Here is a 23,096-nt window from a genome sequence, read left to right on the forward strand (position 1 = left end):
CAATTCCCCGGAGGCGGCGCTGCGCACCTGTCCGGGCGACAAAACTGCACGAGCCCGTAGCCCGGGCAAGGCGCGTCAAGCGCCGCCCCCGGGATGAGCTTAAACCTCAACCTCGCGGGCGGCGGCGAGCACCGCCTCGCTCAGGGCGCTGAGGCCCTGGCTGCGCGAGGCGCTGAGCTGGCCGCGCAGCCCCAGCTCGTCGAACAGCGCCAGCGGATCCTGCGCCAGGATCCCGGCGCGGGTTTTTCCTTCCACGGCAGTTAAAAGTACCGCCAGCAGACCGCGCACAATCCTTCCTTCGCTGTCGCCAAAGAAGTGCAGCCTGCCCTCGGCGTCCTCCTCATAGCCCAGCCAGACGCGGTTCTCACACCCGGCAATCTCATGGGCCTGCGCTTTGCGCTCATCGGTCAGCGTCGGCAGCTTTTTGCCCAATAAAATCAGCTGCCGATATTTATCCTCCCACTGGTTCAGCGGGGCGAAGGTCTGGCGCAGCGTGGCGTCGGTAATGGTCGTGCCGAAGGGGTGCAGGGTCGTCATTAATCCACCAAAATTTCCAGGGCGCGATCCACCGCGTGGACCAGCGCTGCAACATCGTCTTGGGTATTGTAGGGGGCGAAAGAGGCCCGCAGCGTGCCGCTGACTCCTAAAGCCGCCAGCAGCGGCTGGGCGCAGTGCTGCCCGGCGCGCAGGGCAATGCCGGACTCGGCCAGCAGCGTCACCAGATCGCTGTGATGAATACCGTCGAACTCAAAGGCGAGCAGGCTTGACTGCTGGCAGCGGAAAGAGCGGAAGCCCGGCCGTTTCGCCAGCGCCTCTTCCGCCAGGCTCGCCAGGCTGCGGCTCCAGTTTTCCGCCTGGCCGATATCGCTCTGCGCCAGCCACTCCAGCGCGGCGCTGAGGCCGATAACCCCGGCGACATTGGGCGTACCGGCCTCAAGGCCATAGGGCGCCGGCTGCGGCGTAAAGCCGTCAAAGCTGACCTCGGCAATCATCTTCCCGCCGCCGAGCCAGGGCGACATCGCCGCCAGCAGTTCGCTTTTGCCGTACAGGGCGCCGATCCCGGTCGGGCCATACAGCTTGTGGCCGGAAAAGGCGTAAAAATCGATATCCAGCGCCTGCACGTCCGCGGGGAAATGCACCGCCCCCTGCGCGCCGTCGACCATCACCACCATCCCGGCGGCGTGAGCAAGGCGGATGGCCTGAGCCAGGTCCGGGCAGCCGCCGGTGACGTTGGACATCTGGCCGATGGCCAGCACCCGGCTGCGCGGGGTGATGAGCGCGCTGAGGCTGGCGATATCCGGCAGACGGTCGGCGCCGAGCGGCAGCTTGACCACTCTGGCGCCGGTTTGCCCGGCCACCATCAGCCAGGGCACGAGGTTGGCATGATGCTCGGCTTCGCTAACGAGAATTTCATCGCCAGGCTGCAGGCGCGGCCGGACGTAGCTCTGCGCCACCATATTGATGGCCTCGGTGGTCCCCCGCGTCCAGACGATATCTTTGCCGGAGGGGGCGTTCAGCCACGCCGCCACGCGCTCGCGGGCCGCCTCATAGCGCTCGGTCAGCCGCTGGGCGGCGGCGAATTGACTGCGGTGGACGTTGCCGGCGCTCAGGCGATAAAACTGGTCGCTGGCGTCGATCACCGCCTGCGGTTTGAGCGCCGTCGCCGCGCTGTCGAGATAGACGCCGGCATCGGCCAGAGCCGGAAACTGCGCGCGAAAGTGCGCAGGGTTGAATGCGTTCATGGAATTCCTCGTATCAATACCGCGATCGTCGCGCAATTTGTCGGGCGTGACAAGGCCTCTGCGCTCTGTGGAATTGTCCGAATGTGACTCCACGTGGGTCAAAGAGGGTTATGCTGAAAAGTGTTGGGTTTGTGTTTTAACCTATTACTTAACGAGTCACGAATAGTATAAATAGCCGTAAGGAGAGAAAAATGAAAATGACTAAGGCCGCTGCGATTATCTCTGCCTGTATGCTGACTTTAGGCCTGAGCGCCTGTTCCTCTAACTATGTGATGCATACCAATGATGGGCGGACCATCGTTACCGACGGGAAACCGCAAACCGATAATGATACTGGCATGATCTCGTATAAGGACGCGTGGGGCAACAAACAGCAGATCAATCGCTCTGACGTGAAACAGCTGGGTGAGCTGGACGAGTAAGGCAGTAAAAAGGCAAAAAAAAGCACCGCGCGTTGCGGTGCTACATTAAATCACTATGGACAGACAGGGTAAATGTACAGGAAGTGAAAAGGGGTAGCCTTGCTACCGGGGTCTGCAAAGACAGACCAATTGCAAACACAACAACACAACATCACAACCGTAAGCCAAAAGCTTGATGGAACACGCATTCCAAAAAAAGCTTCTCGTTCCGGCTCAGGAAGTGCCGCCACTATAGGTATTTGCTGGTAGAACCTCAACGGACAATTTATAATGGCTCAGATAAAAAAAACTAATAGGTTAACCATTGTTTCCTATTTGTTAAATTGAGTTAACATCTAAGCCAGAATAACCATGTCGAAGCGATTACCTCCTCTGAATGCATTACGTGTTTTTGATGCAGCCGCACGCCATCTCAGCTTCACTCGGGCAGCCGATGAGCTTTTTGTGACGCAGGCCGCAGTCAGCCACCAAATCAAGTCTCTCGAGGATTTTCTGGGCCTTAAGCTGTTCCGTCGGCGCAATCGTTCGCTGCTGTTAACGGAAGAAGGGCAGAGCTATTTTCAGGATATTAAAGAGATTTTTTCGCAACTGACGGAAGCGACGCGTAAACTGCAGGCGCGCAGCGCCAAAGGGGCATTAACGGTCAGTTTATTGCCAAGTTTCGCCATCCAGTGGCTGGTGCCGAGACTGACAAGCTTTAACTCAGCTTATCCGGGAATCGACGTCAGGATCCAGGCGGTGGACCGTCAGGAGGATAAGCTGGCGGACGATGTCGATGTGGCGATTTTTTACGGTCGCGGCAACTGGCCGGGCCTGCGTGTGGAAAAACTGTACGCCGAATATCTGCTGCCGGTCTGTTCCCCGCTGCTGCTCACCGGCGATAAAGCATTGAAAACGCCTGCCGATCTGGCGCAACATACGCTGCTTCACGATGCGTCCCGCCGCGACTGGCAAACTTATACCCGCCAGCTTGGTCTAAGCCATATTAATGTGCAGCAGGGGCCGATTTTCAGCCACAGCGCGATGGTGCTGCAGGCGGCCATTCACGGGCAGGGCGTGGCGCTGGCCAACAATGTCATGGCGCAGTCCGAAATTGAAGCCGGTCGCCTGGTGTGTCCATTTAATGATGTTCTGGTCAGTAAGAATGCGTTTTACCTTGTTTGCCATGACAGTCAGGCAGAACTGGGTAAAATAGCCGCTTTCCGGCAGTGGATTCTGGCGAAAGCGGCAAGTGAACAAGAAAAATTCCGCTTTCGTTATGAACAATAATTACTTGTAGGGTAACAACATGACCAGCCGTTTTATGCTGATATTCGCCGCGATTAGCGGCTTTATCTTTGTGGCTCTGGGTGCCTTCGGCGCGCATGTCTTAAGTCAATCGCTCGGCGCGGCGGAGATGGCCTGGATCCATACCGGCCTGGAGTATCAGGCCTTCCATACCCTGGCGATTTTTGGTCTGGCGGTGGCGATGCAGCGTCGGATCAGTATCTGGTTCTACTGGAGCAGCGTTTTTCTGGCGTTAGGGACCGTGCTGTTCAGCGGCAGCCTCTACTGCCTGGCGCTCTCTCATTTACGCCTGTGGGCGTTCGTGACCCCGGTGGGCGGCGTGAGCTTCCTCGCCGGCTGGGTGTTAATGTTAATTGGTGCAATTCGTCTGAAACGTAAGGGCGTTGTTCATGAATAAGGTTGTCCTCTATTGTCGCCCTGGGTTTGAGAAAGAGTGCGCAGCAGAAATTACCGATAAGGCAGCCCGCCTCGAGGTGTTTGGTTTCGCCCGGGTCAAAGAAGACTCTGGCTATGTGATTTTTGAAGGCTATCAGCAGGATGATGGCGAGAAGCTGGTGCGCGATCTGCCGTTCAGCTCGCTGATCTTCGCCCGCCAGATGTTTGTGGTTGGCGAACTGCTGCGCGACCTGCCGCCGGAGGATCGCATTACGCCGATCGTCGGCATGCTGCAGGGCGTGGTGGAGAAGGGCGGCGATCTGCGCGTCGAGGTGGCGGACACCAACGAAAGCAAAGAGCTGATGAAGTTCTGCCGCAAGTTTACCGTGCCGCTGCGCGCGGCGCTGCGCGAAGCGGGCGTCCTGACCAGCTATGAAACGCCGAAGCGTCCGGTGGTGCATGTGTTCTTTATCGCCCCGGGCTGCTGCTATACCGGCTACTCGTACAGTAACAATAACTCGCCGTTCTATATGGGCATTCCGCGGCTGAAGTTTCCGTCCGACGCGCCGAGCCGCTCCACCCTCAAGCTGGAAGAGGCGTTCCACGTCTTTATTCCGGCGGACGAGTGGGACGAGCGCCTGGCAAACGGCATGTATGCCGTTGACCTCGGCGCCTGCCCGGGCGGCTGGACCTATCAGCTGGTGAAACGCAACATGTGGGTCTCTTCGGTCGATAACGGCCCGATGGCCCAGAGCCTGATGGATACCGGCCAGGTGACCTGGCTGCGTGAAGACGGTTTCCGCTATCGTCCTAACCGCAATAACATCTCGTGGATGGTCTGCGATATGGTGGAAAAGCCAGCGAAAGTGGCGGCGCTGATGGCGCAGTGGCTGGTCAACGGCTGGTGCCGGGAGACCATCTTCAACCTCAAGCTGCCGATGAAAAAGCGCTATGAAGAGGTGTCGCAGAATCTGGCCTACATTCAGGCCCAACTGGACGAGCACGGCGTTAACGCCCAGATCCAGGCGCGTCAGCTGTATCACGATCGTGAAGAGGTGACCGTTCACGTGCGTCGCCTGTGGGCCGCCGTTGGCGGACGTCGCGACGAGCGTTAATCACTCACCCTGAGGCCAGAGACGCGCATGTCCTCTGGCCTTCGCCGCATGCTTAAGGCTGCGGCGCATCCGACACAATATGCGTCACCTCATCAAGATGACCAATCCTCGCTTCGCCGGAGCGGTTGAACTTGCTTTTGTCGATCAGCAGCAGCGACTGCGCCGCTCGCTTAAGCAGGATCGATTTGAAGTCGGCATTGAAGGCATTGGAGTCCCACAGCGCGCCCTGCGGGTCGATGCCTTCGCAGGAAAAAATAAACAGATCGATCTCCAGCGATTTCAGCTGGGAAATCAGCGCCGGGTTAACGTAGCAGCCATATTTTCGCTGCAGAGTACCGCCGGAGCAGGTGAGCATGATCTGGTCGCGTTTAGCCAGCTCCTGACAGATGGGCTGGCTGTTGGTAAAGACGTGCAGCGGGCGGTCCGGCAGCTGGCGGGCGAGATACCAGCAGGTGGAGCTGGCATCGAGGGCGATGACCATCCCTTCGTCAATCCAGGCCAGCGCTTCGCGGGCGATATCGGCTTTATGCGCGTAATGGCTTTTCAGCCGCATGTGAAAAGGGTCGCCGCTGTCCTGGCTGCGCTGGTGGATCACTTTAGCCCGGCCGTGGTTGCGCAGCACTTTGCCCTGCGCCTGCAGCTCGCTGAGATCGCGGCGAATGGTTTCCCTGCTGACGTTGAGCTGTTTTGACAACGTTTCGGTGGTCAGGCTGCTGTGGTTGATCAGGAGATCGACGATCGCCTGCTGGCGGGCCGCTTTCATTTATTCTCACCCCATCATTGATTGAGCGTCTGCATCAGGCAGACGCTCCGGCATGAGATTACGGCGTGACTCCTTTTTTTAAAAGGATATTTCCGTACTTAGCGCACTCTCCTGTGATAACGATCGCAAAGGCTTTTTGCGCCCGGTCGTAGAAGGCAAAGCGGTCAATCCGCACGATATCCGGGCAGGGGGCCTGCGCCGAAAGCGCCTGCCGATAGCGCTGTTCCACCGTCGGGTCGAGCGCATCGCCTTCGACGGCGGCCATCATCACCAGCGGCGGCGCATAGCTGTCTAACTCGAACAACGGGATAATCGCCTGCAGCAGATCGCTGACCCGCAGGCCGTCGGCCCGAATCACCTGCGGACCCATGCTGTGCGCCGGGAAGTGGGCATCGGAAAAAATAATTTCATCCCCATGGCCCATTTCGGCCAGCACTTTCAGCAGTTCCGGCGATATCAGCGGGGAAATGGTTTTGAGCATCTCAGGCTTCCTCTGTTAATTCAGGTTCAGTTTGCGGCCAAAAATAGCGGTAGCGGTACGCGACCTGCGCTCTGGCCTGTTCCGGGGAAGAGAACTCGCCCACGCCATACCAGCCAAACATCGCCGCGCCGGCCACCGTGGTTTCGGCATCGTCGAGAACTTTGATCGGTATTCCCAGCCGGTCAGCCTTGATCTGGTTCCACAGCGCGTTGCGGCTGCCGCCGCCGACCAGCAGCAGCTCTTGCGCCCGGAAGCGGCCGATGTTTTCCAGGGTTTGCAGATGCTTCGCCAGCTGGTCGCTTAACCCCTCCAGCGCGGCGCGGTAAAAATGGCCGCGGGTGGTGTTGAGCGTGACGCCCTGCCAGCCGGCGTGCTGGCTGGCAAGCAGGTCGCACTGCATTCTGACGCCCTGGGCACCGGGCGGGATCGCCTGCGCTTCGTCAATCAGCGTTTGCCACGGCGTGTCAGTGTTCCACAGTAGCTTGCGCACCCACTCGAGCACGCCGGAGGCCAGCCACTGCATCCCCGGGTTATAGCGTCCCGGCTGGCTGTCCAGCTCGCAAGTGGAGCCGCTGTAGTCGCAGAGCAGCGAGGTGTCGACCTGCGCGCTGCGCACCATCAGGATCTCCCAGGTCCCTGAGGAGAGCACCGGCTCATCCTGCCCGGCGCCGGCGCCAAACAGGGCGAACTGGGTGTCGTGCCCGGCCGAGATAACCGGGACCCCGACGGGAAGGCCCAGCAGCGCAGCGGCCTCCGGCAGCAGGGCGCCGATCGGCTGGCCTGCTTCAACCAGCTGCGGGAACAGGCGGCGCGGCAGGCCGGTCGCCTGCAGGATCGGCGCGCTGAAATCGCGCTGCCGGAGATCGAGCATCTGGCTGGTGCCCGCCATGGTGAGGTCGGTGGTGAACTCCCCGGTCAGCCGATGGTTGATCAGCGACGAAATAAACAGCCAGGCATGGGCCTGCGCCAGCAGCTGCGGGTGGTTCTCTTTCAGCCAGATCAGCTTATACAGGGTGTTGAATGCAAAGGCGCCGACGCCGGCGATTTGCTGCAGCTGGCGCGCGGACATATACCGGCTGATGGTGTCCATTACCGCCGCGGTGCGCGGGCATTTCCAGCTGATTATCGGATACAGCAGCGCACCCTGCTCATCCACCAGCGCGCCATCGACGCCAAAGGTCGTGACGGTGATGCCGCGCACCGTGCAGGAGGCCAGCTGGTCATGGATCTGCCGACAGCAGTCGGCAAAGCGCTGCATAATGGCCTCCAGCGACCACTGGTGCCAGTCGCTTTTTTCCGCCGCAATGTCGCTGGCGTTCGCCGTTGCGGCGCGGGCGATAATGTTCCCCTGTCGGTCAACGGCCATCGCCCGCACGTTCGTGGCGCCGCAGTCGAGGACCAGGATTACGTCTTGCTTCATAGTGACTCCCGAAACAACATTGCCGAATGGCGCGGCGCTTATCCGGCCTACAAACAGCGCGCGTCTGTAGGCCCGGTAAGCCTGCGCCTCCGGGCGAAACCCACCTGTTAACGCTTATACAGCGGCCCGTAGTTCTGGCAGGCGCGGTAGTCCTGGCCTTCGATGTCCATACCGTGCGCGGCCCAGGCGGAGGGGCGGTAGATTTTCGCCGCTTCCACGTTGTGCATGCAGACCGGAATACGCAGCATGGCGGCGAGGGTAATGAAATCCGCGCCGACATGGCCGATGGTCAGCACGCCGTGGTTGGCGCCCCAGTTAGCCATGACCGAGTACACATCGCTGAACGGGCCTTTGCCGGTCAGGCGCGGGGCAAACCAGGTGGTGGGCCAGGTGGAGTTGGTGCGGGCGTCGAGCTGGTCGTGCATCGCTTTGGGCAGCGCCACGCTCCAGCCTTCGGCGATTTGCAGTACCGGTCCCAGGCCTTTGATGATGTTCACCCGGGTCATGGTGAACGGCACGCCGCCTTCGGTCAGGAAGCGGGAAGAGAAGCCGCCGCCGCGGAAGTATTCATGGATCGCCGGGCACCATTCGGTGGCCGCGAGGCAGGCATCCGCCTCGTTCTGCTCAATCTCCCAGTGAGGTTTCATCGTCGGGTTGCCCTGCGCGTCGCGCTGCTGGCAGGAGCCGTCCAGCGCCGCGGAGCCGGAGTTAATCAAGTGAATGATGCCGTGCTCCGCCCGGCCGGTGAGCGGCTGCCCGGTGACGCGCTCTACGGCCTCCGGCGACCAGTAGGTGCGCACGTCGGCAAACACCTGGGCGGTGCCGGTGAGCTGGTGGCCCATCAGCATGGCCACGCCGTTGAGGCTGTCGTTTTCGGTGGCGACGACGAACGGCTCGCGCACGCCGTTCCAGTCAAAGGAGCTATTGAGCAGCGCTTCGGCGGTATCGCCATTGGGGTATTGATCGGTCCAGTGACGCTGGCCCTGGAAGCCGGCGGCGATGGCGTTGTAGCCCAGCGACTCCTCCACCAGCCCTTTTTCCGCCAGCTTCGCGTTGCCCTGCATCATGTCGCGGATGCACATCGCCATCAGCAGGCTCTCTTTCAGCACCGCGCGGCTCTGCGCCTCATTGCGCTTATACTGCTCGGCGTTCTGATCTTCGCCGTAGCGGAAATGTTTATCCGCCCACGCCAGCGCCATCTCCAGCTCGATTTCATCATAGATTTTCTGATCGATTCGCCGGCGCAGCTCCGTCATGTCGACAGCCTGAACCTTCATCCCGAGCCAGGATTCAAAGAAGTTGTGGTCGACGATGGAGCCGGCGATGCCCATTGAGACGCCGCCCAGCGACAGATAGCTTTTCCCTTTCATACTGGCGACCGCCAGGCCAGCGCGAGCGAAGCGCAACAGTTTTTCTTCGACATCCGCCGGGATCGAGGTGTCATCGGCATCCTGCACATCATGCCCGTAGATGGAGAACGCCGGGATCCCTTTCTGGCTGTGGGCCGCCAGCGCCGCGGCCAGATAGACCGCTCCCGGACGCTCGGTGCCGTTGAAGCCCCAGATGGCCTTCGGGCGCAGCGGATCCATATCGATGGTTTCGCTGCCGTAGCACCAGCAGGGGGTGACGGTGATGGTGACGCCAACGTTCTGGCTGCTGAATTTCTCTTCACAGGCGGCCGACTCGGCCATGCCGGCGATGCAGGTATCGGCGATCACGCACTCCACCCGGGCGCCGCAGGCATGGCGCAGCTTCTCACTGATAAGCGCGGCGGTGGCTTTCGCCATGTTCATGGTTTGCGCTTCCAGCGATTCGCGAACCCCCATGCGACGACCATCGATTACCGGGCGGATACCGATCTTCGGTAAGCTGATTTTTTTCATTACAGATCCCTCAGGTTATGCGGATAACAGGTTTAGTTCGTCGCCGCTTGCGAGCGGAAACGGGCAAAAATAAAGATGATGGCGAAGCACAGCGCCGGGACCAGTTCGGCGGTCGGGATATTGCCGGCGGCGTCGCTGACAAAGCCCATCACCGGGGTGACGATCCCGCCGCCGATGATGGTCATGACGATAAATGACGAGCCATATTTGGTGTCCTGGCCCAGGTGCTTAATCCCCAACGAGAAGATGGTCGGGTACTGAATGGACATAAAGGCGCTGCACAGGGTCAGGGCCAACAGACCGACGTGGCCGCCGCTGAAGGCGGAGAGCAGACAGAGCAGCATGGCGATAAGCGCATAGACCGCCAGCACGTTATGCGGCGCGAAGCGGCGGATCAGCCAGGTGCCGGTGAAACGGCCAATAAAGAAACAGACCATGGTGCCGGTCAGGTAGTTGGCGGCGAAACCGGCCGTCATGCCCGGGATCTCTTCGACAGCGTAGCGAATCAGATAGCTCCAGCATGCGGTTTGCGCACCGACATAGCAGAACTGAGCCAGTACCGCCCAGCGCCAGTGGCGGATGCGCATCAGGCGCGACAGCGAGGCGAGAAACGTGCTCTGCGCGCTGTCGCTGTGGTCATCGCTTTGCAGCGACGGGAAACGGGTACAGACGATCAGCAGGGCGACCAGCAGCACGATGGCCACGATAATCATATAGGGGGTTTGTACCGACAGGACCAGGCTGTGCTTCCAGGCGCCGAGCTGCTCTGGCGTCATTTTATCCAGCACCTCCTGCGGCTGATGCGGGACGTTGGACAAAATAAGGCTCTGGCCAAATACCACGGCAATAATGGCGCCAAAGGAGTTAAAGGTCTGGGCCAGATTCAGGCGGAAGTGACCGCCGCTTTCCGGACCGAGGACGGTGACAAATGGGTTGGCCGCGGTTTCCAGACAGCCAAGCCCGGCGGCGATAATAAATAACCCAATCAGGAATAAGGTGTAATTCATTACTTCGGCGGCAGGCCAGAACAGCGCGGCGCCGCAAGCATATAAAAACAGACCCGTAAGAATGCCGGCTTTATAGCTGAATTTTTTCATCAGCATCCCGGCGGGGATGGGAATAATAAAATAGCCAAAATAAAAAGCCGACTGGATTAATCCGGCCTGAAAATTAGTCAGGGTAAAGGCCTGTTGAAACTGCGGTAATAAAATATCATTGAGATTATTGGCCACGGCCCACAGAAAAAAGAGGGAGCACAGCAGAGCAAAAGGAATAATGTAGCTCTTACTTTGCCCGCTCTCCATGGCGCGGTAACTTTGCGTTGGTATCGTTGTGTTTCCCATAGCGTCCTCATCAGTTCAGAAGCATTTACAACAGCATTCAGGGCGCAGTCTGGTGCTGCAGCAGACCGCAAAATTAAGTGAGCTCAGGTGACGCGCCGGTGAGTGAAATGAAAGTCACGGCGGAACTCATGGCTTCATTTTCAAATAAAAACCGCCTGTTAATATGATGAGGGTCACACTTAACGCTCTGTGGACCATTTTATGTGATAATTGTCACTTTAATTTTTCAAAATGACTGACCGTTTGAGGAAATAAATTCACAAAACCACAACGCCAATGACCGATTGAATATATATCGTGGAAAACGGGCAAATGTTACAGAAAAATAAAATGCCCGCTTGAAGAAATATTTTTAAGAACGGGCATTTTCAACATCCGCTTAACCAGTCACATCCCTTTTTTATGATGGAATAATTGACGTGGTTCACAAAATATGGCGATGGAAATTCCCCTGCGATTATTCAGGCTGAAGATGGAGATCATTATTCAACCTATCCCACGGTCGCCAACAATAATTACGTTGCCCTGCCGTTGACGGATGATGAGTCGCTAAAAGAGGAAAACAATGGAAAGAAACAGACTGGCCCGGCAGATTATCGATACCTGCCTGGAAATGACCCGCCTGGGGTTAAATCAGGGGACCGCCGGCAATGTCAGCGTGCGCTATCAGGGGGGGATGCTGATCACGCCCACCGGCATCCCGTATGAAAAACTGACGGAAGACAAGATCGTCTTTATTGATGCCGACGGCCAGCATGAGCAGGGAAAACTGCCCTCCAGCGAATGGCGTTTCCATCAGGCGGCCTACCAGACGCGGCCCGATGCCAAGGCGGTAGTTCACAATCACGCAGTCCATTGTACGGCGGTGTCGATCCTCAACCGGCCAATTCCGGCCATCCACTATATGATCGCCGCCGCCGGCGGGAATTCGATCCCCTGCGCGCCCTATGCCACCTTCGGCACACGCGAACTGTCTGAGCATGTCGCGGTGGCGCTGAAGCACCGCAAAGCCACGTTGCTGCAGCATCATGGCCTGATCGCCTGCGAGGCCAGCCTGGAGAAAGCGCTCTGGCTGGCGCATGAAGTGGAAGTCCTGGCCCAGCTCTATCTCAGCACCCTGGCGATTACCGACCCGGTCCCCGTGCTGGATGACGAGGCGATCGCCATCGTGCTGGAGAAGTTTAAAACCTACGGATTACGCATTGAAGAGTGATGCCGCAACCCTAACAGGAGAGACGCGATGGCAAACCGAATGATCCTCAACGAAACGGCGTGGTTTGGCCGGGGGGCGATAAACGCATTAACCGATGAAGTGATGCGGCGCGGTTATCGCAAGGCATTGATCGTGACCGACAGGACCCTCGCGAAGTGCGGCGTGGCGGCAAAAGTCACTGACAAACTGGACGCCGCCGGGCTGGCATGGGACATGTTCAGCGACGTGATCCCGAACCCCACCATCGCCGTGGTTAAGCAGGGGTTGCAGGCCTTTCAGCGCAGCGGGGCGGATTACCTGATCGCCATCGGCGGCGGTTCGCCGCAGGATACCTGTAAGGCGATCGGTATTATTCAGCGTAACCCGGCGTTCGCCGATGTCCGCAGCCTGGAGGGGCTGTCGCCCACCCGTCAGCCCAGCGTGCCGATCTTCGCGGTGCCGACCACCGCGGGGACCGCGGCGGAGGTGACGATTAACTATGTCATCACCGATGAAGAACAGCGGCGCAAATTCGTCTGCGTCGACCCGCACGATATTCCGCAGGTGGCCTTTATCGATGCCGATATGATGGACGCCATGCCGCCGGCGCTGAAGGCGGCCACCGGCGTGGACGCCCTGACGCACGCTATCGAAGGGTACCTCACTCGCGGCGCCTGGGCGTTGACCGATGCGCTGCACCTCAAGGCCATCGAGATCATCGCCGGCGCGCTACGCGGCTCGGTTGCCGGCGACGCCGGAGCGGGGGAAGCTATGGCGCTCGGCCAGTATGTGGCGGGAATGGGATTTTCCAACGTCGGGCTTGGCCTGGTGCACGGCATGGCGCATCCGCTCGGCGCTTTTTACAACACGCCGCACGGCGTGGCGAATGCCATCCTGCTGCCGCACGTGATGCGCTTTAATGCTGAGGCGACCGGGGAAAAATATCGCGATATCGCCAGGGCGATGGGCGTCAAAGGGGAAGCGTTAAGCCTGAGCGCCGCGCGTCTGGCGGCGGTGGAGGCGGTGTGCCAGCTAAACCGCGATGTCGGTATTCCCGGCCATCTGCGCGAGGTGGACGTCAGGAAAGAGGATATTCCGGCGCTGGCCCAGGCGGCGCTGGCGGATGTGTGTACCGGCGGCAACCCGCGCGAGGCGAGCCTGGCCGATATCGTCGAGTTATATCTGGCGGCCTGGTGAGGGGCCGGCCCGGGGGAAGCAGGCGGTGCCGCCGCGCCGGCACCACGCTCGGGTAGGGTCAGCGCGTCAGCCGCAGCTGCTGCAGATTACCATCCAGCTGTAGGTCGGTCTGCAGGCGGGCCACTTCCCGGCAGGTGAAGGCCATCTCCTGATGCGCTGCCAGCTTTTTGCGCCACTTTTCCGGGACCTCTGCCAGGCGGGCATACAGCCCCTCCAGGTCCTGAAACTCGTTCAGCAGCTGGGCGGCGCTTTTCGGGCCAATGCCCGCCACGCCCGGCACCTTCGAGCTGCTGATCCCCGCCAGCCCCCAGTAATCCGCCAGCTGCTCCGGGGTGACGCCGAACTCACTGGCGATGAAGGGGGCGTCCAGCCAGCGCTTCTGAAAGTAGTCGCGGATGCGGATGGTGGGCGACAGCAGCTGGCAGTAGCCTTTGTCGGTGGAGACAATGGTGGCCTGATGGCCCGCCTGGGCCACCTTCACCGCCAGGGTGGCGGCGAGATCGTCCGCTTCGCTGCCCGGCGAGGCCCAGCAGCGGATCCCCCGCTGTTCGAAGGCGGCCCGCAGCGCCGGCATCTCGGCGACCAGCGTATCAGGCATCGGCGCGCGGCCGGCTTTGTACTCCGGCAGGCGCTGGTGGCGCCAGCCGTGGGCGCGATCCTCATCATCAAACACCGCCACCGCGTGGGTGGGCTGACTGTGGACAATCAGCTGCTCCAGCGCATGCAGGCAGATATCGACGCAGGGCGAACCCTGCACCGCGTGGATGCGGCGGATTAGATTTAACGCGTCGACGATTAACAGATGAACAACCACAGATACCCCCTTATTCTCAGCGTCTTTAGGGTAACATCGCCATCGGATCGAGGCTATCTGCGCCTGAACAATCAGGAAGATAACGCGCAATTTTCGCTAACCGACCGCCATCAGCGAGCTGGCGACGCCGGGCGCGGGCTCGCCGTACCACACCGCTTCCCGCACCGGAACCGGTTTGGTGATAAGCCCGAGGGCGTAAAAGCGATCGGCGATGGTCTGCTGGGCGCGGATCACCGACAGATCCATCGGCCTTGGGCGATGGCTACGGCGGGCGAGGGCGATGCGCAGCGACCGGGCGTCAATCCCCAGCTCTGCTGACAGTAAGCGGGCCGCTTCGCCACGATGCGAGTCGATAAACTGCCCGGTGTGGGTCAGCTCCGTCAGCAGGCGGCGCATGATATCGCCGTGCTGAGCGAGATAGTCCCGTCGCGAGAGATAAAACTGATGGTTGTTAACCCGTCCTTCGCCGCTGGCGACCACCCGCAGCTCGCCGGTGTGTTCGGCGTCGCTGAGCAGCGGATCCCACATCATCCAGGCGTCCACCGCCAGATAGTCGCTGGCGGTCAGCGGGTATTTCGGCGGGGTATAGACCACCCGCACGTCGTTCAGCCCCAGCCCGGCGTCCTCGAGGATCTGCAGCAGCAGCCAGTGGACATTCGACCCTTTATTGAGGGCGATGCGTTTTCCGCGCAGATCGCTGAGCTGGCGAATGTCGCTCTCCTGCGGGACGACCATCGCCACGCTGCGCGGCGCCGGCGGCTCCCACGCCACGTACATTAGTTCGCTGTTGCTGGCCTGGGCGAACACCGGCGGCGCTTCTCCGGTGGTGCCAAAGTCGATCTCGTTGCAGGCGAGGGCGTGAAGGAGCTGCGGTCCGGCGGGAAACTCGCTCCACAGCACGTTGACGCCGAGGCTGGCGAAGGCGGTCTCCAGACTCTGGCGGGCTTTCAGGATCCCGAGGCTGCCGAAGCGCTGGTAGCCAATGCGCAGCTCGCGATCGGCCCCGGTCGCGCTGGCGAATGCCCGCGGCGGCGCAGGCGGACGGCGGCGGCTTTTGATCAGCCCGAGGTTAGCGAGCTGGGTGCGTAAGGTATGCCGACTGATCCCTAACAGCGCGGCCGCCTGGCTCTGATTATCGTCGCAATGCGCCATGGCGTGGCGGATCAGCGCGCTGGTCACCCGCTGCCACAGCGGCTCGCCGGGAAGCGCCAGCTGGTGGCGAATAAAGTCGTCCAGTTCATGATCGCTCGCCGGCGACGGGGCGTCGTTGAGCGTCGCCAGGCGCAGCTGGGCGGGGCTAATCTCCTCTTCTTTACTGAGCAGCACCGCGTTGTGCAGGGTGTTTTCCAGCTCACGAATATTACCCGGCCACGCATAGTCCATCAGCCGGGCCAGCGACTCCGGCGCCAGACGCAGGGTTGGCCGGCCGAGGCGGCGGGCATAGAGCGATAAAAAGTGGTGCGCCAGCTGCGGGATATCCTGCCGACGCTGGCGCAGCGGCGGCAGCGGCACCACCGCGATATTCAGCCGATAGTAGAGATCTTCGCGAAAGCGGCGCTCGCGGATTGCCTGGGCCAGGTCGACGTGAGTGGCGGCAATCACCCGGACATTCACTTTAATCGCTTTGCGCGAGCCGACGCGGGTAATTTCGCGCTCCTGCAGCACCCGTAACAGCTTGACCTGCAGGGGCAGGCTTAATTCGCCGATCTCGTCCAGCAGCAGCGTCCCCCCTTCCGCGGCTTCAAACCAGCCGGGCTGTCCCTGCTGCGCGCCGGTGAAGGCGCCTTTCTCATGGCCGAACAGTTCGGCTTCGGCAAGGCTCTCGGTTAGCGCGCCGCAGTTAACGGCCAGAAACGGCTGCTGGCGGCGGGGACTGTGGTGATGGAGATAGCGCGCCACCACCTCCTTGCCGGTGCCGGTTTCGCCCACGATCAGCACGGTAGCCTCCGTCGGCGCGAGCTTGTCCAGCAGGCTCTGGAAAGCCTTCGATGCCGGGTCGATCAGCGCGGGCGCGGTGGAAGGGGATTCTGGGTTCAGCATAGCGGGCCTCCGGTCGTTGACCTCCTGAACTTATCCTGCGGCGGCGGCGGAAACCAGAGGGGGAAAGGCCGACGGCTGTTGCAAATGCGCCAGCGGATGCGCGGCGGCTGCGGGATTTGCAACAGCACGACGCGCGTGGGATGTTTTCAATCCCTTGATTTTAAAAATGTAATTTTTTATTCACCATTGGCATGATTATCGCTAACACTCATATAACCAAATTAAAACTTCTCTTCGATAAATATCGGATATGGTTATATAGGAAATAGATAATGACGCAGCAAGTTCCCGACAAGATCAATGTCTTCTGGTTCTTACCTACCCATGGCGATGGCCGCTATCTGGGCACCACCGAGGGTGGACGTCCGGTCGATTTACCTTATCTGCAGCAGGTGGCGCTGGCGGCCGACAGCCTGGGTTATTACGGCGTGCTGATCCCCACCGGTAAAAGCTGTGAAGATTCGTGGCTGGTGGCCTCGGCGCTGGCGCCGTTGACCCGCCGTCTGCGCTATCTGGTGGCGGTCAGACCGGGTCTGCAGCCGCCCACTCTGGCGGCGCGGATGGCGGCCACCCTCGACCGTTTATCGGAAGGACGGCTGCTGATCAATGTCGTCACCGGTGGCGACCCGGTGGAAAACAAAGGCGATGGCATCTTTCTCAGTCACAGCGAACGCTACCAGGTGACTCGCGAATTTCTCGACGTTTACTCCCGCCTGCTGCGCGGGGAGAAAGTGGACTATCACGGGGAGCATATTCATGTCGAGGGGGCGGAAGTGCTGTTTCCGCCGGTTCAGGAGAATGGCCCGCCGCTGTACTTCGGCGGCTCTTCTGAGGCGGCTATCGATGTGGCGGCCGAACAGATCGACAGTTATCTAACGTGGGGCGAACCGCCGGAACTGGTGGCCGAGAAGCTGGCGGTGGTGCGCGAGCGCGCCGCGGCCCGCGGACGCACCCTGCAATATGGCATCCGTCTGCACGTTATCGTGCGCGAAACGGAAGAGGAGGCGTGGGCCGCCGCCGACCGGCTGATCGCCCATCTTGACGACGACACCATCGCTCAGGCGCAAAAGATCTTCGCCCGTATGGACTCGGCTGGCCAGGCGCGGATGAGCGCCCTGCATCAGGGATCGCGCGACAATCTGCGTATTGCCCCTAATCTGTGGGCCGGCGTCGGGCTGGTGCGCGGCGGCGCGGGTACCGCGCTGGTGGGTAATCCTCAGCAGGTGGCGGAGCGCATCCGCGAATATCAGGCGCTCGGCATCAGCAATTTTATCTTTTCCGGCTACCCGCATCTGGAAGAGGCACACCGCTTCGCTGAGCTGGTGATGCCTCTGCTGCCGCTGGAAAACGCGGCCTCGTCGAAGGCGCGCAGCGTGAACACCGGTCCCTTTGGCGAAACCATCGGCGGCGATAAGCGCCCGGTGCGCCAGGCCAGCGCCAGCTGATGGCCAGGAGCGCGACCATGAGACAGCATACCGGAGGAGGGCGGCGATGAGTGCAGAACCGCATATCGTGATTATCGGCGGCGGCTTTAGCGGCGCGGCGGTGGCGATTGAGCTGCTGCGTCTGGCGCCGAACGGGGTGCGCGTGACGCTGCTGGAGCCGCGTCAGACTCCCGGCGCCGGGGTAGCCTACTCCACCGCGGAGCCGACGCACCGGATTAACGTCCCGGCCGCCCGTATGCAACTGACCGGTGATGAAGAGGGCGCCTTCGATCGCTGGTACCGCCGTCAGCCTGCCTTTGCCGCCGATGCACAGGCGCTGCGCCCGGACGGTTCCGTCTACCCTCAGCGCGGCCAGTTTGGTCGCTATGTGGCACAGCGTTTTTCCGACGCCGCGGCCGCCAGCGGCGGACGGCTGCGCCACCTGCGCGATCGGGCGTTCGCTTTTGATCAGGGGACGGTTCGCACCGAGGGTGGACTGCAGCTTAAGGCCGACCTGCTGGTGCTGGCGATCAGCCATCCACCGCCTTCGCTGCCGGCGCAGGCCGAAGCCTGGCGTCACCATCCGGCGCTGATTGCCAACCCGTGGCAGCCTGGCGCGCTCGACGCCATCGCCCCGCACGCCCGGGTGGCGGTGATGGGCACCGGATTAACCATGGCCGATACGGTCGCGACGCTGGACCGGTTGGGCCACCGCGGCAGTATCATCGCCTTTTCGCGCCACGGCCTGCTGTCGCGCGGTAACCTCAGCGGCGCGGGGGCAGCATGGCCCGGCGACTATCAGCAGGGCAACTTGCGCCAGCGCCTGCGCCAGATCCGCCTCGATGTGGCGTATGCGGCGCAGCAGGGCCTGAGCTGGCAGGTGGTGCTGGATGCGGTCCGCCAGCAGGGGCAGCGGATCTGGCAGGCGCTCAGCGTCGCCGATCGCCAGCGTTTTCTGCGCCATCTGCGCCATTACTGGGATGTCCACCGCTACCGCGTGGCGCCGCAGGTCGCCGAGGTGCTGGAGGCGCGCCAGCGCACGGGCAGTCTGCAGGTGCAGGCGGCCAGGCTACTGTCGATGAGCGCTGAAGGCGAGACGCTGCGTCTGACGCTGGCGCGGCGCGGCGGCGGCGTGCAAACCCTGAGCGTCGATCATCTGATCCTGACGACCGGACCCGCGCACCGTGCCCTAACCGACAGCCAGCCATTTTTACAGGACCTCGCCCGCCGCGGCCTGATTCGCGCCGATGCCTTCGGCATGGGCCTGGAGGTGGACAGCCGTTCCCGGGCAGTGGCTGATCCGCAGGTTGAGGCGCTGCCGGTGCTGGTGGCCGGTCCGGCCGCCCGCGGGCGTTTTGGCGAACTGATGGGCCTGCCGCAGGTAGCCGACCATGCCGCTGAGGTGGCGGCGCAAGCGTTACTCACGCTCGGGATCCCGCAGGACTCCCGATGTCCAGCGTACTGAATACCTCCCTTTACCTTCCCTGATTCATTTTGCCGCGTGCGCCCCGGCGACGGGCCGCGCTATGGAGATTGCTATGTCATCACAACGTGAAATTCGTCTTAACGCTTTCGATATGAACTGCGTCGGCCATCAGTCGCCGGGCCTGTGGGCGCATCCCCGGGATCGCTCCTGGCAGTATAAAGATCTGGAGTACTGGGTGGATCTGGCGCGACTGCTGGAGCGCGGCAAGTTCGACGGGCTGTTTATCGCCGACGTGCTTGGCGTCTACGACGTGCTGAACGGCAGCGGCGACGCGGCGATCCGCCAGGCGACGCAGGTGCCGGTCAACGATCCGCTGGCCCTGATCACTCCGATGGCGCTGGTGACGGAGCATCTGGGCTTCGGTCTGACCGCCTCGCTGTCGTTTGAGCATCCTTACCCCTTCGCCCGTCGTCTGTCGACGCTCGACCATCTGACCAAAGGGCGGGTGGGCTGGAACATCGTCACCTCCTATCTGGAGAGCGGGGCGCGCAATATCGGCCAGCAAACTCAGACCGACCACGACACCCGCTATGACTATGCCGATGAGTATTTGCAGGTGATCTACAAACTGCTGGAGGGAAGCTGGGAGGACGGGGCGGTGCTGCGCGACAGAGAGCGCAAGATCTTCAGCGATCCGCGGAAAATCCATCCCATTAACCATCAGGGACAGTTCTTTTCCGTGCCGGGGATCCACCTCTGCGAGCCATCCCCGCAGCGCACACCGGTACTGTATCAGGCGGGAGCGTCCAGCCGCGGCAAACAGTTCGCCGCCGGCCATGCCGAATGCGTCTTCGTCGCTGCGCCGTCGAAAGTGCTGCTGAAGAAGACGGTGGCGGATATTCGCCGCCGGGCGGCTGAGGCGGGGCGCGATCCGCACAGCATTCTGATCTTCAATCTGCAGACGGTAATTGTTGGCGACACCGACCGCGAGGCGCAGGCGAAATGGCAGGAATATAAGCAGTACGTCAGTTATGAAGGCGCGCTGGCGCTGCTCTCCGGCTGGACGGGGATCGATTTCGGCCAGTATCAGCCGGATCAGGTGCTGAAGTATCTGCACACCAACGCCATTCAGTCGGCGGTGGAGGCCTTCTCCACTGCGGACCCGAACCGGCAGTGGACGGTGCAGGCCCTGGCCGACTGGGCCGGTATCGGTGGCTTCGGCCCGCTGGTGGTCGGCAGCGCGCAAACTGTGGCGGACGAACTGCAGTCCTGGGTCGAAGAGACGGATGTCGATGGCTTTAACCTTGCCTATGCCGTCACCCACGAAACCTTCCGCGACGTCGTCGAGCTGCTGGTGCCAGAGCTGCAAAAGCGCGGCGTCTTTAAGCAAGAATACCGTGAGGGGACCCTGCGCGAAAAACTGTTCGGCGCCGGTCCGCGTCTGGCCGCGCCTCACCCGGGCGCCAGCTACCGACGCGATGCGCGCACGGCGGCATCGGTAGAGGAGAAGGTGACATGATCGCTATCGATGATCTGCATAAAAGCTACCGCACGGCGGATGGCCGGCTCAGCGCGGTGCTGAAAGGGCTATCGCTGCAGGTGCCTGAGCGCTCCATCACCGCGGTGGTGGGGCCGAGCGGCGCCGGTAAATCAACTCTCGCGCGCTGCATCAGCCTGCTGGAGCGCCCGGACAGCGGCAGCATTCGTATCAATGGCCTGGATCTGTCGGTGCTGTCCGGCGAGGCGCTGCGCCGGGAGAGGCGGGCGATTGGCACCGTTTTCCAGTCTTCGGCGCTGCTGAGCCGCAGGACCGCCTGGGAGAATGTCGCCCTGCCGCTGGCGTGGCTTGGCGTGGTGGAGCGCGATATCAAGGCGCGGGTCGGTGAGCTGCTGGAGAGCGTCGGCCTGAGCCACAAAGCGGATGCCTGGCCAGCCCAGCTCTCCGGCGGCCAGCGCCAGCGGATCGCCATTGCCCGCGCGCTGGCGCTGCGCCCGTCCGTTCTGCTGGCGGATGAAGCCACCTCCGGCCTCGATCCTCAGGCCACGGCCTCGGTGCTGACTCTGCTCAAGCGGCTGCGTGATGAGTACCAGTTGGCGATCGTCCTGATCACCCATGAAATGGACGCCGTGCGCTCGGCGGCGGATGCGGTGGCGGAGATCCGCGACGGGACGATCGTCCAGTACGGGCGGCTCGAAGATCTGCTGGCGCGTCCCGATTCCCTGCTCGGCCAGCAGCTGTTGCCGCTGACGCCGGCGGCAGCGGCCCACAGCGATTTGCTGCTGCGTCTGAGCTACCGCTGGGATGTGCCGGTGGCCACCGACTGGATCAGCCGCCTGAGCCAGCAGTGGGCGCTGCAGATCGATCTTCTTGGCGGCCACGTCGAGGTGATTAACGGTCGACTGGCCGGTCGTCTGCAGGTTGGAGTGCGCTTTCAGGGCGAACGCCTGTCGCCCGCGCGGCTGCAGGGCCTGCTGTCGCAGCTCGGCATGACGGCGGAGATCCTCGACAGCGCGCCGTTGCTCAGGGAGGCGGTATGAAACCGACAGTCATCAGCCAGGACACCCCCTGGAGCGAAATCCCTTCGCTGCTGCTTCCCGCCTATGGCGAAACCTGGCTAATGGTGGCCATTGTAATGCTGTTTGTCGTCACGCTGGGAGGGCTGGTGGGGGTGGTGCTATTTAACGCCTCGCCGCGGGGATTATTTCCGCACGCACTGCTGTACCGGCTGCTGAACTGGGTGGTCAACATGGGACGTTCGCTGCCGTTTCTGGTGCTGATGGCCGCTATTATCCCGTTCACTTACTGGCTGACCGGCACCACGATTGGCATCCCCGCCGCGGTGGTGCCCATGATCGCCGCCGGCGTCCCGTTCTTTGGCCGTCTGGTGGAGAACGCGCTGCGCGAGCTGCCGGCGGAGGTCACCGCGGTGGGCGTCGTCTGCGGTGGATCGCGCTGGCAAATCATTGCCAGCGCGCAGCTCAGTGAAGCATTGCCGGCGCTGGTGGCGGCGGTGACGCTAAACCTGGTCTCGATGATCGAGTATTCGGCCATCGCCGGGACCATCGGCGCCGGGGGCATCGGCTACCTGGCCGTGGTGTACGGCTATCAGCGCTTCGACAACCATATCATGATCGCGACGATCGTGGCCCTGATCGCCACGATCCAGGTGATTCAATTTTTGGGTGACCGCCTGGTCAACCGTTTACGCCACACGCAGGGGAACCTTGTATGACAACAGAGCAATTTGAGTTACGTAAAGCGCGGCGCTGGCCCTGGCTGGCGGCGCTGGCGGTGATTATCCTGCTCGCCATCGCTTTCTGGTGGTGGCGGGGACATACCCAAAGCCAGCAGGTGGTCTTCGGCAGCACGTTAAAAATTCACTACGAGCCGGCGATGGCCGGCGAGCAGCGGATTATTGAGTATATTAATCAGCATATTGCGCCCGATTACGGCCTGAAGCTGGAGGCGGTGGGGGTGCAGGATCCGGTTCAGGCTGACCGCGCGGTAGCGGAAGGACAGTATGCCGGGACGATCTATCAGCATCAGTGGTGGCTTAAACAGGTGGTGGACGCCAATGGCTTTGCGCTGTCGACTACGGTGCCGGTGTTCCAGTGGGCGTTTGGCATCTATTCCGACCGCTACTCGTCGGTACAGGCGTTGCCCAACGGCGCGACCATCGTGGTGCCTGACGACGGCGCCAATCAGGGACAGGCTCTGTGGCTGCTGCAGCGCATTGGTTTGATCTCGCTCGACCCGGCGGTAGAGCCGCGCACGGCGAAGCTGAAAAATATTGTCGACAACCCGCATCAGTTTGTCTTTAAAGAGCTGGATCTGCTGACCATGCCGCGGGCGTTAAATTCGGTGGATGCCGCCATCGGCTATGTCTCGCAATTTGACGCCGGGAAAGTGCCGCGTGAGAAAGGCATTTTATTCCCGCCGGCGCCGCGCACCTTTGCTTCGCAATTAGTGATTGGTACGCCGTATTTATCGCAGGAAAATATCGTCAAATTAAAACAGGCCTTTTCTGACCCACGGATCCAGACGTGGTTAAAAACCACCAACGATCCGCTGGTAAAAGACGTATTAGTTCCGGTATCGGCGGAATAAGCGTCCTGCACGACGTCTCTTTTCGTTGTTATTTACTTCCTTTTAGGATGCGCGAAAGCGCGTC

21 protein-coding genes are annotated in these 23,096 nt (G+C 61.4%); 12 read left to right on the plus strand and 9 right to left on the minus strand.

The genetic code is table 11. The features are described 5' to 3' along the window. Nucleotides 1-99 precede the first annotated feature (99 nt). Nucleotides 100-537 carry a cysteine desulfurase sulfur acceptor subunit CsdE gene (gene csdE, locus ACQUTP_RS13870; RefSeq protein ID WP_049093518.1) on the minus strand — a complete coding sequence of 146 codons (438 nt, stop codon included), beginning with the start codon at nucleotides 535-537 and terminating at the stop codon, nucleotides 100-102. After that, entirely contained in the window at nucleotides 537-1,742 is a 1,206-nt protein-coding gene (gene csdA, locus ACQUTP_RS13875; RefSeq protein ID WP_004205516.1) for a cysteine desulfurase CsdA, read from the minus strand. Before csdA ends, csdE begins: the two co-directional genes overlap by 1 nt. A 197-nt stretch (nucleotides 1,743-1,939) precedes the next feature. Between csdA and ACQUTP_RS13880 the strand changes: the two genes are divergently transcribed. The 4 genes from ACQUTP_RS13880 to rlmM all read left to right on the plus strand — a co-directional run bounded on the left by ACQUTP_RS13880 (nucleotide 1,940) and on the right by rlmM (nucleotide 4,941). Continuing rightward, nucleotides 1,940-2,164, plus strand: a complete 225-nt coding sequence (locus ACQUTP_RS13880; RefSeq protein ID WP_002915549.1) for a YgdI/YgdR family lipoprotein — start codon at nucleotides 1,940-1,942, stop codon at nucleotides 2,162-2,164. Between the two features lie 351 nt (nucleotides 2,165-2,515). Then, nucleotides 2,516-3,433 carry a glycine cleavage system transcriptional regulator GcvA gene (gene gcvA / locus ACQUTP_RS13885; protein ID WP_002915545.1) on the plus strand — a complete coding sequence of 306 codons (918 nt, stop codon included), beginning with the start codon at nucleotides 2,516-2,518 and terminating at the stop codon, nucleotides 3,431-3,433. A 19-nt stretch (nucleotides 3,434-3,452) separates the two neighbouring features. Further along, a complete protein-coding gene (locus ACQUTP_RS13890) occupies nucleotides 3,453-3,848 on the plus strand; it encodes a DUF423 domain-containing protein (RefSeq protein ID WP_002915543.1) in 396 nt (131 codons plus the stop codon). After that, a complete protein-coding gene (gene rlmM, locus ACQUTP_RS13895) occupies nucleotides 3,841-4,941 on the plus strand; it encodes a 23S rRNA (cytidine(2498)-2'-O)-methyltransferase RlmM (protein ID WP_004205518.1) in 1,101 nt (366 codons plus the stop codon). Before ACQUTP_RS13890 ends, rlmM begins: the two co-directional genes overlap by 8 nt. Nucleotides 4,942-4,993: 52 nt before the next feature. Here rlmM and fucR read toward each other — a convergent pair whose 3' ends face one another. The 5 genes from fucR to fucP form a co-directional block, all read right to left on the minus strand. Further along, entirely contained in the window at nucleotides 4,994-5,704 is a 711-nt protein-coding gene (gene fucR, locus ACQUTP_RS13900) for an L-fucose operon activator (protein ID WP_004205519.1), read from the minus strand. A gap of 58 nt (nucleotides 5,705-5,762) precedes the next feature. Next, nucleotides 5,763-6,185: an L-fucose mutarotase gene (gene fucU, locus ACQUTP_RS13905; RefSeq protein WP_017899197.1), complete on the minus strand. Its 423-nt coding sequence runs from the start codon at nucleotides 6,183-6,185 to the stop codon at nucleotides 5,763-5,765. Between the two features lies 1 nt (nucleotide 6,186). After that, on the minus strand, nucleotides 6,187-7,605 hold the full coding sequence (gene fucK, locus ACQUTP_RS13910; RefSeq protein ID WP_023319036.1) for an L-fuculokinase: 1,419 nt from the start codon (nucleotides 7,603-7,605) through the stop codon (nucleotides 6,187-6,189). A gap of 107 nt (nucleotides 7,606-7,712) precedes the next feature. After that, nucleotides 7,713-9,488 carry an L-fucose isomerase gene (gene fucI / locus ACQUTP_RS13915; RefSeq protein WP_004205524.1) on the minus strand — a complete coding sequence of 592 codons (1,776 nt, stop codon included), beginning with the start codon at nucleotides 9,486-9,488 and terminating at the stop codon, nucleotides 7,713-7,715. Between the two features lie 32 nt (nucleotides 9,489-9,520). Further along, nucleotides 9,521-10,831, minus strand: a complete 1,311-nt coding sequence (gene fucP, locus ACQUTP_RS13920) for an L-fucose:H+ symporter permease (protein ID WP_023319034.1) — start codon at nucleotides 10,829-10,831, stop codon at nucleotides 9,521-9,523. Nucleotides 10,832-11,396: 565 nt separating this feature from the next. On the opposite strand from fucP, the gene fucA reads away from it, so the two are divergent. Together fucA and fucO are read left to right on the plus strand one after the other, a co-directional pair. Continuing rightward, nucleotides 11,397-12,044 carry an L-fuculose-phosphate aldolase gene (fucA, locus tag ACQUTP_RS13925; RefSeq protein WP_023319033.1) on the plus strand — a complete coding sequence of 216 codons (648 nt, stop codon included), beginning with the start codon at nucleotides 11,397-11,399 and terminating at the stop codon, nucleotides 12,042-12,044. Between the two features lie 27 nt (nucleotides 12,045-12,071). Next, nucleotides 12,072-13,220 (plus strand): lactaldehyde reductase, encoded by a 1,149-nt coding sequence (gene fucO / locus ACQUTP_RS13930; RefSeq protein ID WP_285756353.1) that lies wholly within the window; start codon nucleotides 12,072-12,074, stop codon nucleotides 13,218-13,220. Nucleotides 13,221-13,278: 58 nt separating this feature from the next. Here fucO and xni read toward each other — a convergent pair whose 3' ends face one another. Both xni and ACQUTP_RS13940 read right to left on the minus strand, forming a co-directional pair. Then, complete coding sequence (gene xni / locus ACQUTP_RS13935) at nucleotides 13,279-14,034, minus strand: flap endonuclease Xni (RefSeq protein ID WP_065802656.1); 756 nt, start codon at nucleotides 14,032-14,034, stop codon at nucleotides 13,279-13,281. Nucleotides 14,035-14,130: 96 nt separating this feature from the next. Next, a complete protein-coding gene (locus ACQUTP_RS13940) occupies nucleotides 14,131-16,074 on the minus strand; it encodes a sigma-54-dependent Fis family transcriptional regulator (RefSeq protein WP_004205531.1) in 1,944 nt (647 codons plus the stop codon). A 272-nt stretch (nucleotides 16,075-16,346) separates the two neighbouring features. On the opposite strand from ACQUTP_RS13940, the gene ssuD reads away from it, so the two are divergent. The 6 genes from ssuD (at nucleotide 16,347) to ACQUTP_RS13970 (ending at nucleotide 23,032) form a co-directional block, all read left to right on the plus strand. Beyond that, nucleotides 16,347-17,519, plus strand: coding sequence for an FMNH2-dependent alkanesulfonate monooxygenase (ssuD, locus tag ACQUTP_RS13945; protein ID WP_004205532.1), 1,173 nt, complete (start codon nucleotides 16,347-16,349; stop codon nucleotides 17,517-17,519). A gap of 46 nt (nucleotides 17,520-17,565) precedes the next feature. Continuing rightward, entirely contained in the window at nucleotides 17,566-18,963 is a 1,398-nt protein-coding gene (locus ACQUTP_RS13950) for an FAD/NAD(P)-binding protein (protein WP_270036488.1), read from the plus strand. 73 nt (nucleotides 18,964-19,036) lie between these two features. After that, nucleotides 19,037-20,443, plus strand: a complete 1,407-nt coding sequence (locus tag ACQUTP_RS13955) for an LLM class flavin-dependent oxidoreductase (protein WP_023319027.1) — start codon at nucleotides 19,037-19,039, stop codon at nucleotides 20,441-20,443. Continuing rightward, nucleotides 20,440-21,462 carry a methionine ABC transporter ATP-binding protein gene (locus tag ACQUTP_RS13960; RefSeq protein WP_065802659.1) on the plus strand — a complete coding sequence of 341 codons (1,023 nt, stop codon included), beginning with the start codon at nucleotides 20,440-20,442 and terminating at the stop codon, nucleotides 21,460-21,462. Before ACQUTP_RS13955 ends, ACQUTP_RS13960 begins: the two co-directional genes overlap by 4 nt. Continuing rightward, nucleotides 21,459-22,157 (plus strand): methionine ABC transporter permease, encoded by a 699-nt coding sequence (locus ACQUTP_RS13965; protein WP_017899192.1) that lies wholly within the window; start codon nucleotides 21,459-21,461, stop codon nucleotides 22,155-22,157. The genes ACQUTP_RS13960 and ACQUTP_RS13965 overlap by 4 nt, the downstream gene beginning before the upstream one ends. Continuing rightward, nucleotides 22,154-23,032 (plus strand): MetQ/NlpA family ABC transporter substrate-binding protein, encoded by an 879-nt coding sequence (locus ACQUTP_RS13970; protein ID WP_004205538.1) that lies wholly within the window; start codon nucleotides 22,154-22,156, stop codon nucleotides 23,030-23,032. The genes ACQUTP_RS13965 and ACQUTP_RS13970 overlap by 4 nt, the downstream gene beginning before the upstream one ends. Nucleotides 23,033-23,096: the final 64 nt, after the last annotated feature.

Origin of the sequence: Klebsiella sp. 2-CIP_Kleb. (assembly GCF_050378715.1) — a bacterium.
Classification (GTDB): Bacteria; Pseudomonadota; Gammaproteobacteria; order Enterobacterales; family Enterobacteriaceae; genus Klebsiella; species Klebsiella quasipneumoniae.

Coding starts and splice junctions, on each gene's coding strand:
- csdE (WP_049093518.1), bottom strand. CDS start 537: ATGACGACCCTGCACCCCTTCGGCACGACCATTACCGACGCCACGCTG.
- csdA (WP_004205516.1), bottom strand. CDS start 1,742: ATGAACGCATTCAACCCTGCGCACTTTCGCGCGCAGTTTCCGGCTCTG.
- ACQUTP_RS13880 (WP_002915549.1), top strand. CDS start 1,940: ATGACTAAGGCCGCTGCGATTATCTCTGCCTGTATGCTGACTTTAGGC.
- gcvA (WP_002915545.1), top strand. CDS start 2,516: ATGTCGAAGCGATTACCTCCTCTGAATGCATTACGTGTTTTTGATGCA.
- ACQUTP_RS13890 (WP_002915543.1), top strand. CDS start 3,453: ATGACCAGCCGTTTTATGCTGATATTCGCCGCGATTAGCGGCTTTATC.
- rlmM (WP_004205518.1), top strand. CDS start 3,841: ATGAATAAGGTTGTCCTCTATTGTCGCCCTGGGTTTGAGAAAGAGTGC.
- fucR (WP_004205519.1), bottom strand. CDS start 5,704: ATGAAAGCGGCCCGCCAGCAGGCGATCGTCGATCTCCTGATCAACCAC.
- fucU (WP_017899197.1), bottom strand. CDS start 6,185: ATGCTCAAAACCATTTCCCCGCTGATATCGCCGGAACTGCTGAAAGTG.
- fucK (WP_023319036.1), bottom strand. CDS start 7,605: ATGAAGCAAGACGTAATCCTGGTCCTCGACTGCGGCGCCACGAACGTG.
- fucI (WP_004205524.1), bottom strand. CDS start 9,488: ATGAAAAAAATCAGCTTACCGAAGATCGGTATCCGCCCGGTAATCGAT.
- fucP (WP_023319034.1), bottom strand. CDS start 10,831: ATGGGAAACACAACGATACCAACGCAAAGTTACCGCGCCATGGAGAGC.
- fucA (WP_023319033.1), top strand. CDS start 11,397: ATGGAAAGAAACAGACTGGCCCGGCAGATTATCGATACCTGCCTGGAA.
- fucO (WP_285756353.1), top strand. CDS start 12,072: ATGGCAAACCGAATGATCCTCAACGAAACGGCGTGGTTTGGCCGGGGG.
- ACQUTP_RS13940 (WP_004205531.1), bottom strand. CDS start 16,074: ATGCTGAACCCAGAATCCCCTTCCACCGCGCCCGCGCTGATCGACCCG.
- ssuD (WP_004205532.1), top strand. CDS start 16,347: ATGACGCAGCAAGTTCCCGACAAGATCAATGTCTTCTGGTTCTTACCT.
- ACQUTP_RS13950 (WP_270036488.1), top strand. CDS start 17,566: ATGAGTGCAGAACCGCATATCGTGATTATCGGCGGCGGCTTTAGCGGC.
- ACQUTP_RS13955 (WP_023319027.1), top strand. CDS start 19,037: ATGTCATCACAACGTGAAATTCGTCTTAACGCTTTCGATATGAACTGC.
- ACQUTP_RS13960 (WP_065802659.1), top strand. CDS start 20,440: ATGATCGCTATCGATGATCTGCATAAAAGCTACCGCACGGCGGATGGC.
- ACQUTP_RS13965 (WP_017899192.1), top strand. CDS start 21,459: ATGAAACCGACAGTCATCAGCCAGGACACCCCCTGGAGCGAAATCCCT.
- ACQUTP_RS13970 (WP_004205538.1), top strand. CDS start 22,154: ATGACAACAGAGCAATTTGAGTTACGTAAAGCGCGGCGCTGGCCCTGG.